11 protein-coding genes and 1 pseudogene are annotated in these 9,128 nt (G+C 51.7%); 9 read left to right on the forward strand and 3 right to left on the reverse strand.

Annotation, left to right across the window (positions count from 1 at the left end; translation table 11 throughout):
• Positions 1–163: 163 nt before the first annotated feature.
• Together PFRI_RS21570 and PFRI_RS01040 are read right to left on the reverse strand one after the other, a co-directional pair.
• Positions 164–528: pseudogene (locus PFRI_RS21570) on the reverse strand (transposase); the annotation flags it as partial.
• 106 nt (positions 529–634) lie between these two features.
• Positions 635–1,270, reverse strand: coding sequence for a dioxygenase family protein (locus tag PFRI_RS01040; RefSeq protein WP_072628914.1), 636 nt, complete (start codon positions 1,268–1,270; stop codon positions 635–637).
• An 842-nt stretch (positions 1,271–2,112) separates the two neighbouring features.
• On the opposite strand from PFRI_RS01040, the gene PFRI_RS01045 reads away from it, so the two are divergent.
• The 8 genes from PFRI_RS01045 (at position 2,113) to PFRI_RS01080 (ending at position 7,974) form a co-directional block, all read left to right on the forward strand.
• On the forward strand, positions 2,113–3,060 hold the full coding sequence (locus tag PFRI_RS01045) for a DMT family transporter (RefSeq protein WP_072628925.1): 948 nt from the start codon (positions 2,113–2,115) through the stop codon (positions 3,058–3,060).
• Positions 3,061–3,180: 120 nt separating this feature from the next.
• Entirely contained in the window at positions 3,181–3,792 is a 612-nt protein-coding gene (locus PFRI_RS01050; protein WP_072628915.1) for a ribonuclease D, read from the forward strand.
• Positions 3,792–4,754, forward strand: a complete 963-nt coding sequence (locus tag PFRI_RS01055; protein ID WP_072628916.1) for a KpsF/GutQ family sugar-phosphate isomerase — start codon at positions 3,792–3,794, stop codon at positions 4,752–4,754. Before PFRI_RS01050 ends, PFRI_RS01055 begins: the two co-directional genes overlap by 1 nt.
• Positions 4,755–4,757: 3 nt before the next feature.
• A complete protein-coding gene (gene lptC / locus PFRI_RS01060) occupies positions 4,758–5,369 on the forward strand; it encodes an LPS export ABC transporter periplasmic protein LptC (RefSeq protein WP_072628917.1) in 612 nt (203 codons plus the stop codon).
• A gap of 9 nt (positions 5,370–5,378) precedes the next feature.
• A complete protein-coding gene (locus tag PFRI_RS01065; RefSeq protein ID WP_245812203.1) occupies positions 5,379–5,912 on the forward strand; it encodes an LptA/OstA family protein in 534 nt (177 codons plus the stop codon).
• Positions 5,909–6,667: an LPS export ABC transporter ATP-binding protein gene (lptB, locus tag PFRI_RS01070; protein WP_072628919.1), complete on the forward strand. Its 759-nt coding sequence runs from the start codon at positions 5,909–5,911 to the stop codon at positions 6,665–6,667. Before PFRI_RS01065 ends, lptB begins: the two co-directional genes overlap by 4 nt.
• Before the next feature lie 230 nt (positions 6,668–6,897).
• Complete coding sequence (hpf, locus tag PFRI_RS01075; protein WP_072628920.1) at positions 6,898–7,464, forward strand: ribosome hibernation-promoting factor, HPF/YfiA family; 567 nt, start codon at positions 6,898–6,900, stop codon at positions 7,462–7,464.
• A gap of 42 nt (positions 7,465–7,506) precedes the next feature.
• Positions 7,507–7,974: a PTS sugar transporter subunit IIA gene (locus tag PFRI_RS01080; RefSeq protein ID WP_072628921.1), complete on the forward strand. Its 468-nt coding sequence runs from the start codon at positions 7,507–7,509 to the stop codon at positions 7,972–7,974.
• On the opposite strand, the gene PFRI_RS01085 is transcribed toward PFRI_RS01080, so the two are convergent.
• Positions 7,971–8,801: a helix-turn-helix domain-containing protein gene (locus PFRI_RS01085; protein ID WP_072628922.1), complete on the reverse strand. Its 831-nt coding sequence runs from the start codon at positions 8,799–8,801 to the stop codon at positions 7,971–7,973. The two genes, PFRI_RS01080 and PFRI_RS01085, sit on opposite strands and share 4 nt — an antisense overlap.
• 87 nt (positions 8,802–8,888) lie before the next feature.
• Between PFRI_RS01085 and PFRI_RS01090 the strand changes: the two genes are divergently transcribed.
• On the forward strand, positions 8,889–9,128 hold the full coding sequence (locus PFRI_RS01090; RefSeq protein WP_072628923.1) for a hypothetical protein: 240 nt from the start codon (positions 8,889–8,891) through the stop codon (positions 9,126–9,128).

Consider the following 9,128-nt stretch of genomic DNA (forward strand, 5'->3'; position numbering starts at 1 on the left):
TCTACGGTCAGACGTCAACCCGTCAAAAGTCGGGTGCTCGAGGACTCTGTGTATAATGATTTTGGCTGTCTATGCTCTTTAGTTTTTAGCCTGGGCATTAGATAATTCTTCGCGCGATCGAGGGCGTCAGTGCATGGTATCCGTCGATCTGGATTTGATCGCACTTTTCCCGCGACTTTCGCCCCAGGAAACAGGGAGTGATACCCATTTTTACAATGTCCTCGCGGAACCAATTCGCGTCATCCCCGCGATCTCCAAACAGCCAAGCCGCTGCTGGAAGGCTGCTCACGAGAGCGCGTGCGCTAGTATAGTCACTGACCTGCCAAGCAGTCATGAAGAATTGAATGGGCCGCCCAATCGTATCAGTCACTGCATGCAGGTTCGTGTTCATACCGCCCTTGATGCGACCTAAAAAGCGTCAACGCTCCCCTTTTTGACCCATAAGCTGGATGCTGTGTGATGTGCTTTGAGGAAGGTCGCATCAATTGAGATGGTGCTGTTGTCGGATTCTTGAGCCGCGAGCCCCATCTGTTCTTCGCTCAGCCAAAAAAGATTGCGCACTCTATACCCGCGCAGTTTACAGGTTTGGATCATACCAACAGGAAAGCATCAACAAAATTAATGGGTACTGAGCCTAAGCATTGCGCAACACTATATCGACATTGGCTTCGGACTCCCCGTCCGCCTTGACGAAAACCATTGATACAGCGGCGGCGTCAGCCGGCGACAAGCGTCGAAAAATGCGGTCCCGGTCATTTGCAGGGTGTCCGTCGATATAGAACTGGCTGGTCAAAATCTCGGTGGCCCCGTCCAGCAGCTTTATATGAATATGCGGGGTGCGGCCGGGATAGGTCACAGGCTTGATGGTCCGGAACGCGTAAGCGCCGTCTGGCCCGGTGATGTCGTGCCCGAACCCTTGGAATGCCGCATCGAATTCGATGTTCTGGCGGTCACCGGGATGCAAATATTTGCCATTCATATCGCATTGCCAGATCTCGATGCGCAGACCTTCAAGTGGCGCCCCGTCTTTATCCAACACGCGCCCCTTAAGGTGAAACACTTCGCCCCCAGCCTCTTGGACTTTGCCCATGATCTTCACCAGATCGTTGTCCACATCGGCACGCCGCATCGTCTTTGTGGGGTAAAACGGACCCTCGGTCGCAGAAGGGGTTAGGCTAGCGGCAACAACAGGTCGACCCGTCGCAGACAAGCCAACGGCTGCAAGCGTCCAGGCCAAGATGCCACGGCGGTTAGGTTTTGAATTGGTCATTTGGGCTCACTTCCATACTATCTGGGAATGATTAAACGCGTCGGGTAGAAAATTCCGTCGCACCCTCACGAAACTGTGATCAGCGCCCCAGAAGCCAGGTCGTGATCCGTATGCCTAGCCCTGCTGCCGATAACGATTTGATGGTCGCAACCTAGCGTTCCAAACTAAGGCATTTCGTTTTCAGCCACAATGGCGCGACAAGAAAAGGTAGGGCTTTCATGCCACTCCAATTCCCACAAAGGCATTCACTGTTGGGCGCGATTTTTGCTTCCGTCGCAAATCGCAAGAAGCGGACTTTTCAATTGTAAATCCGAACGGCAGCGTCGTCCTGCAGTGCATGAATTCGGGTTGGTCAGGATTTTGGCAATGCGGCGAAAGTCCGTTCTGGCGGGCCGCAGCGCAGCAATGACGTAGCCCGCTGGATGTCTCCTTTGGTCCGAAAGTTACTACTGAGGGGAAATTTAACAAAATGCTGCAAAGTGGAGAACAGCAAGGAATAGCACACTTTGACCAATGCTTCGCGGAGCATCAAACACCTAAACTGCGTAAGCTATATAGCGGCCAGCTAAGAACCCCCAATAAGCATCCAAAGCAGTGCAGGCGCATTTGACAGCAAGTAAGGCGCAGATATACGTTCGACGGAGAAAATTTCTGAACGTGGTGAAAAATGTGGTGAAAAGCACAACTGAAAGGTACATAATATTGCCTTATCAATGTGTTAAACTATTAAATTGGGTCCTCTGCTGGCACCAATCCTCCCCTCCAAACAATACATCCGGTCCATCTTTGGTATCGCAAAAAAGAAGATGGACGCGGCTTTCGTGATCGACTTATGTGAGCGCATGTCAAATGCCGCTCTCCTTTCTACTTCGAATGACCGTATTTTGACGGGTGTCGCTCTGATGTTGGGGTTTTGCTTGACTGCGCCCTTGCTCGATGTCGCGGCCAAGCTGGCGTCACAAAGCATACCAGTCGGGCAAATTACAGCTGCGCGCTTTGTTGTGCAATGTGTGCTGATGGCACCATTTATATTGATCATGAAACTCTCCTTGCGGGTTGCACGCACAGAGTGGGTCGCTTTGATCTCTCGGGCTGTATTTCTGCTCTTTGCAACGTTTTGCTTCATCGCTGCCATCCGGGTGATGCCACTCGCGGATGCACTTGCAATCGTCTTTGTGGCACCCTTTATCGTCTTGCTTGTGGGCAAGTTTTATCTCGACGAAGATGTAGGTCCGCGCCGCGTTGGCGCAGCCCTTGTAGGGTTTGTTGGCGTACTTTTCGTGATCCAACCAAGCTTTGCTGCGTTTGGCGCTGTTGCGCTGCTTCCGCTTGGGACTGCGGTCGCTTTTGCCTTTTACATTCTTGTGACGCGTGGGCTGTCGCGCAAAGTTCATCCTGTAACTCTGCAATTCTACACAGGGCTTGTTGCAAGCGTGTTGTGTCTGCCTGTCGTGCTCTTTGCAATCGGCACAGGCTCGGACCTATTTGATCCCGTCTGGCCCGAGGGCATCGCGTGGCTGTGGCTGTTTGGCGTTGGGTTTTTTGCTACGATCAGTCACATGATGATGACATATGCTTTGTCGCTCGCACCGTCTGCTACGCTGGCCCCGTTGCAATATTTTGAACTGCCCGTTGCGACCTTGTTCGGTTATTTTGTTTTTCACGATTTCCCGAATACGCTTAGCCTGATCGGCATCGCTATCATCATCGGTGCCGGGCTTTATATGATACACCGCGAACGGGTCACAGCACGCGCTTTGATGACCGAGCGCGCAGCGCCGCCCGTATAGGAAATACCTAATTGCGATTGTTTCTGAGTACAGTTCAGTGCGATAGGCAGCCAGCGCATGAGATTGGTGGTCAATGAGCCATCAAAGCGGTATTCTATGCGCGAAACGATAGGACCCGTAATGGCAAACACGCTGTATCAAAACGACCTTCCCGATGATTTGGACCTTGGTCCTGTCGTCGCGATTGATTGTGAGACAATGGGGCTGCATCCCCATCGTGACAGGCTTTGCGTTATTCAGATGTCAGCTGGTGACGGCAATGCGCATCTTGTGCAGGTCTCAAAAGGCCAGACCGACGCGCCTAATCTGTGCAAGATGCTAACAGATCCCAACGTGCTCAAGCTCTTTCATTATGGCCGGTTCGACATTGCTGCGATGCAAAATGCGTTTGGCGCGGTGATCGCTCCTGTCTATTGCACCAAGATCGCCAGCAAGTTGGTGCGTACCTATACGGATCGTCATGGTCTCAAAAATCTTCTGCAAGACTTGCTGAGCGTCGATATCTCCAAACATCAGCAATCTAGCGATTGGGGCGCAGAGACTCTTACCAAAGCTCAGCTCGATTACGCTGCAAGCGACGTGCTTTATCTTCATCGTTTGCGAAAAGAGCTGAACAAGCGTCTTATCCGCGAGGATCGCATGGCGATTGCGCAAGCCTGTTTCGATTTTCTCCCCATGCGCGCGAACCTCGACCTCGTCGGTTGGCCTGAACAGGACATCTTTTCTCACTAATGACCGATACATCAAAATTCCTAGACACCGCACGGCGCGTGATCCGCATAGAAGCTGACGCTTTGACACTTTTGGCAGATGGCATAGGCGCGCCATTTGCTGAGGCGGTTCAAATGATCCTTGATGCACCGGGTCGCATCATTGTGTGCGGCATGGGCAAATCGGGTCATGTTGCGCGCAAGATTGCGGCGACCTTTGCCTCTACGGGAACGCCTGCGCATTTCGTACACCCCGCAGAGGCAAGCCATGGTGATCTGGGCATGATGGCCAAGGGCGATGTAGCATTGGTGCTGTCCAATTCAGGCGAAACACCGGAACTCGCGGACGTCATTGCGCATACCCGTCGTTTTGGCATTCCGATGATTGGCGTTGCGAGCAATGCAACCTCGACGCTGCTCACGCAGTCTGATGTTGCTATTGTTCTGCCCCCGGCTGAGGAAGCTTGCGGCACTGGCGTTGTTCCCACCACGTCTACAACAATGACCCTTGCACTGGGCGATGCCATGGCTGTCGCATTGATGGAGCATCGCGATTTCACCCCTGCGAATTTTCGTGACTTCCACCCAGGTGGAAAGCTGGGTGCGCGGCTGTCCAAAGTGCGCGACCTGATGCACAAAGGTGATGCTTTGCCGCTTGTTCAACCGACGACCTCTATGGGCGATGTGCTGCTTGAGATTTCTCAAAAGGGATTTGGCGTTGTCGGAATCATTAATGCTGACACGCAGCTTCAGGGCATCATCACCGATGGTGATTTGCGCCGTCACATGGATGGCTTGCTTGATCTAACGGCAGATGCGGTTCAGACAGTTGGACCGACAACGATCCTCGCGGATGCTCTAGCAGAAGAGGCGCTGGGCATTATGAATACGCGCAAGATTACCTGTCTTTTTGTGACCGATGCTGATGGACGCGTCGAAGGGTTTCTGCATATTCATGACTGCTTGCGCGCTGGGCTGGGCTAGGGAATGGCGTTTGGCGATCACGCATACACACGCGTTGTTCGCGGGTTAAAGGTCACGCTACCGCTTGTCGCGCTGGTGCTTTTGTCGACCATGTTCCTTATCTCTCGCAAGGTGGATCCAACGGCTGCGATTGCTCTGTCTGATCAAGCATTTCGCGATCGGATAAGTGGCTCGCAACTCAGCGATCCGCAATATGACGGAAACACCAACACTGGCAAAAGCATGACCGTTACCGCGCAATCCGCGCGCCCTGATCCTGATGTGGATGGCAAAACCTACGGCCAAGTCGTCAACGCGGTTATCAATCTCGACAGCGGAGAGGTTATGACCATCACCGCTGACACAGGCATCGTTGATGAAGAGCAAGATCTCGCTGTTCTTAGTGGAAACGTACATCTGATCACAACAGATGGATATGATTTCAAAACCAGCCAGCTCACTTCGCTTTTGTCCAAGGTTGAGGGTGAATCAGCCGGTCAGGTCACTGGATTTGGTCCACCCGGCACGCTGGAAGCAGGTAAAATGTTCGTCAAAACCAATGAAACGACCGGAAAAGTGGAATTGCTTTTTACTCAGGGCGTGCATTTAGTGTATACGAAACAAAAAGATGAGTAGGCGAGCCTTGTGCGATTAATCCAAACCCTGTTGATGTCATGTGTTCTGAGCTTTGGTCTTATGGGCTCACTTGCATTAGCCCAAGACACCAATGCAGAAAGCGGCACGACAATTGCCTTTGGGGATCGCCAGCAAGATACCAGCGCACCAATCGATGTGACCTCCAAACAGCTCGCCATTGATGAGGAAAGCAACACTGCTTTGTTCACTGGTGATGTGGTCGTAATCCAAGACACCATGACGCTTTATGCGCCTTGGGTGAAAGTGTTTTACAACGACGAGCAAAGCGACATCCAAAGTATGAAGGCTACGGGTGGCGTCACAATTATCCAGAACGAAGAAGCCGCCGAAGCGGAAGAGGCGGACTATGATCTTCAGAATGAAGTCATGGTGATGACGGGCGATGTGTTGGTTACGCAAAAGCTGAGCGCAATTGCCGCTGATAAGATGACAATCAAGCTCGATGATGGCACTGCGTTGATGACGGGCCGCGTGAAAACTTTGTTACGGACAGGCGGGTCCAGCAAGAAAGACGACGAATGAGCCGTCCTGATCTGAAAGTGACCGAAGGCGGTTCTGGCCTGCGCATCGACAATCTGCGCAAAAGCTACAAAAAAAAGGTCGTCATCCGCGATGTTTCGATGAAACTTGAGCGCGGTGAAGTCATTGCCCTGCTAGGACCGAATGGCTCTGGCAAAACTACCAGTTTCTACGCAATTGCCGGTCTCGTTTATCCTGAAGGTGGCACCGTTTCCATTGACGGGCGCGATGTAACGAACCTGCCGATGTATCGCCGCGCCAAGCTTGGTATTGGCTACCTTCCGCAAGAGATGTCTATTTTTCGCGGGATGAGCGTCGAAGATAACATCGCCTCGATCCTCGATATTTCACAAAAGAACCGCCAGAAACGGCGTGAACGACTCGAAGAATTGCTCTCTGAGTTTTCAATTGAGCACCTGCGCAGCGCCCCTGCACTTGCTCTTTCAGGCGGTGAACGTCGCCGCGTTGAGATCGCGCGCTGCTTGGCCGCTGATCCCAAATATTTGCTCTTGGATGAACCCTTTGCGGGCGTCGATCCCATCTCTGTGGGGGATATCCGCCACCTTGTTGCCGACCTGAAAAAACGCGGTATTGGCGTGTTGATCACGGATCACAACGTGCGGGAAACATTGGAAATTGTGGATCGCGCTTATATTTTGCACGATGGCCAAGTTCTAATGTCTGGCACCCCCGATGAAGTTGTGCAAAACGAAAATGTGCGCCGCGTTTATCTCGGTGACAACTTCAAAATCTCCTGAAAATTCGCCTCACTTTCTCGAACGTAAGTGGCGGAAATGATTGACAGACACCGCAATTTTGTCGTCAGATAAATCCATGACGTTTTGCAAGATCGCGCATGTCCCTCAGAACAACACCCTTCGCGGGGCTGATACTGCTCAATCTACAAAATACTCATCCCCTGCCCGCCAACCCTGACATCAGGACCGCATGTTTTCATGCGATGGCATTAATATATGAAGGAGACAGGATGCGTTACCAAATCAGTGGCAAACAGATCGATATCGGCGAAGCGCTGCAAACTCATGTAAAAACCGAATTAGGCGCGATTTTAGCCAAATATGCCCAGCGTCCAACAGGTGCAAATGTCATCTTTTCTAAAGACGCCCATGAATTTGTTTGCGAAGCAACAGTCCATCTATCAACCGGGTTAACCGCCACTGCGCGCGCCCATGCTACTGAAATCTATGCAGCGTTTGATGGTTGCGGCGAAAAAATGGAGAAGCAGCTCAGACGTTACAAGCGACGTCTAAAAGACCATCACAAAGACCGCACAGACCCAGTTGAATTAATTGGCGCTTCCTCGTATATCCTCGAAAGGGAACATGAAGATTCGGATTCAGAGCCAGCCACTTTGCAACCTGTAATCGTCGCTGAGATGGAGACGAATATCCCGTCTCTTTCAGTCGGTGAAGCTGTAATGCAAATGGAACTCGGCAATGCTCCGGTTCTTGTGTTTAAGAATGACGGCAATAAGAGCGTGAATGTTGTATACCGTCGAGATGACGGAAATATCGGCTGGATCGACCCTGAATAACAGAGCGACTGCCTATGGGTAGCTGCGGTGAGGCATAGGCAGATGGACATTATCAATCTTCTCAAACCGGAAGCGGTCAGATCCGTTTCGACTGTTTCGAGCAAGAAAATGCTCATGCACGCTATGGCTGATATCGCCGCAAACGTGCATGAGCTTGATCCCGAAACGACCGTTCGAGCGTTGCAGGATCGCGAGACGCTGGGGCCAACAGGTGTTGGCCACGGTGTTGCTTTGCCCCACGCGCGTATTGCTGGTTTGGACGAAGTGAAAGCCGCGTTCATTCGCTTGGAAAAGCCAATTGATTTCAGCGCGGTTGATCGCCAGCCGGTTGATCTATTCTTTTGCTTGCTTGCGCCAGAAAACGCAGGTGTTGAGCACTTGAAGGCACTCGCGCTTGTCTCGCGCACGATGCGTGACGCGTCGATTTGTGCAAAGCTGCGTGCGAACAACGATCCAGAAACGCTATATGCGATCATCGCAGAGACCCAGCGCCTGAATCAGGCCGCTTAAAAGCGCTCACCTAATAGTCTGTAGCACCAAAACGCCTCTTCGGTTTCGATCAGATGATTGAGCTTTGCGGGCGAATACCCCGTGGCGCGCCGAACGGTGCGCCCCATGTGCGACTGATCTGAAAATCCAGCGTCATGAGCGATTTCAGCAAGCGACGCTCCCTTTTCAGCTACAGACAGCTGGTGAAGCTTTTCAAAGCGCGCATAGAACTCCAGCGACTGTTGGTTCTGTCCGCTCCATCGACGCAAACGCCGCTCTGTCGCTCGCAAGCTCTTTCCGCGACCCGTCAGAACAGCACGTGCGAAAAGCGCGTTTACCCAATTGCTGACGCGATCCTTCCCACGCCAATTTGCATGCGCTTGCTTCGCGCGCCAAAGTGGTAAAAGCCTGTGGCAAAACCTGTCCCAAACTTCATCTGAACTGTTTGAACCGCTCGTAATATCAAGTAAATCAGCAAAGATCGCAGGAACATCCAACTGAATTTGATCCTGAATTTCCTGAGGTTCTTTACCGGTCAAACGCATCCAGGCGTCCGGAAAAATCGCAATGGTAAGCACATGAACGGGACCATCACTAAAGCTTACCGAAGGCGTGTTTTGCGCACCGGCAACAAACAACGATGGCATTGCTACTGCGGTACCATCGCTTTGCACAAAATTTAATGTGCCTTCCAAAACCAACGTCAAAGCAATCAAGGGCGAAGCAGGGAAATGGTTGAACCGATCCTGCCTACTTAAGACGATTCCGCGCGTGTCACGCTCAATCGCTGCGAAAACGCATCCGGCTAAGTCGGGTGATGGCAAAAGAAGACGCGAAGAAGGGGGCATTGGCATTCCATCAAGACTGTCGGGATTGTTCTATTTCAAAGCCGTGCGATTTGGCAAACAAAGCGGACCACAACGAAAGTACGCTCAATGCCCAGCATCAAATTTTCCGGCCCTTTGAGGTTTCGCCTCAAAGGTTTTCTTGCGCTCAACAAAATTGCGATTGCGACGTATCTTAATCATGCAGCCAGCCGCAAAATTCATCCGGATTGGGATGCCAATATGGAGATTGGCGTTCGATTTATACGCCACCAGTTCAAGCGTGCATTTATACCGCTGCTACCCCAAAACCCGAATTTTTTCATGGGTTATGACGCGGAAATTGTCTGA

This window comes from Planktotalea frisia (assembly GCF_001890925.1).
Classification (GTDB): Bacteria; Pseudomonadota; Alphaproteobacteria; order Rhodobacterales; family Rhodobacteraceae; genus Planktotalea; species Planktotalea frisia.

Excerpts from the sequence above, each read along its gene's own strand:
- PFRI_RS01040 (WP_072628914.1), bottom strand. The coding sequence starts at position 1,270 with ATGACCAATTCAAAACCTAACCGCCGTGGCATCTTGGCCTGGACGCTT.
- PFRI_RS01045 (WP_072628925.1), top strand. The coding sequence starts at position 2,113 with ATGTCAAATGCCGCTCTCCTTTCTACTTCGAATGACCGTATTTTGACG.
- PFRI_RS01050 (WP_072628915.1), top strand. The coding sequence starts at position 3,181 with ATGGCAAACACGCTGTATCAAAACGACCTTCCCGATGATTTGGACCTT.
- PFRI_RS01055 (WP_072628916.1), top strand. The coding sequence starts at position 3,792 with ATGACCGATACATCAAAATTCCTAGACACCGCACGGCGCGTGATCCGC.
- lptC (WP_072628917.1), top strand. The coding sequence starts at position 4,758 with ATGGCGTTTGGCGATCACGCATACACACGCGTTGTTCGCGGGTTAAAG.
- lptB (WP_072628919.1), top strand. The coding sequence starts at position 5,909 with ATGAGCCGTCCTGATCTGAAAGTGACCGAAGGCGGTTCTGGCCTGCGC.
- hpf (WP_072628920.1), top strand. The coding sequence starts at position 6,898 with ATGCGTTACCAAATCAGTGGCAAACAGATCGATATCGGCGAAGCGCTG.
- PFRI_RS01080 (WP_072628921.1), top strand. The coding sequence starts at position 7,507 with ATGGACATTATCAATCTTCTCAAACCGGAAGCGGTCAGATCCGTTTCG.
- PFRI_RS01085 (WP_072628922.1), bottom strand. The coding sequence starts at position 8,801 with ATGCCCCCTTCTTCGCGTCTTCTTTTGCCATCACCCGACTTAGCCGGA.
- PFRI_RS01090 (WP_072628923.1), top strand. The coding sequence starts at position 8,889 with ATGCCCAGCATCAAATTTTCCGGCCCTTTGAGGTTTCGCCTCAAAGGT.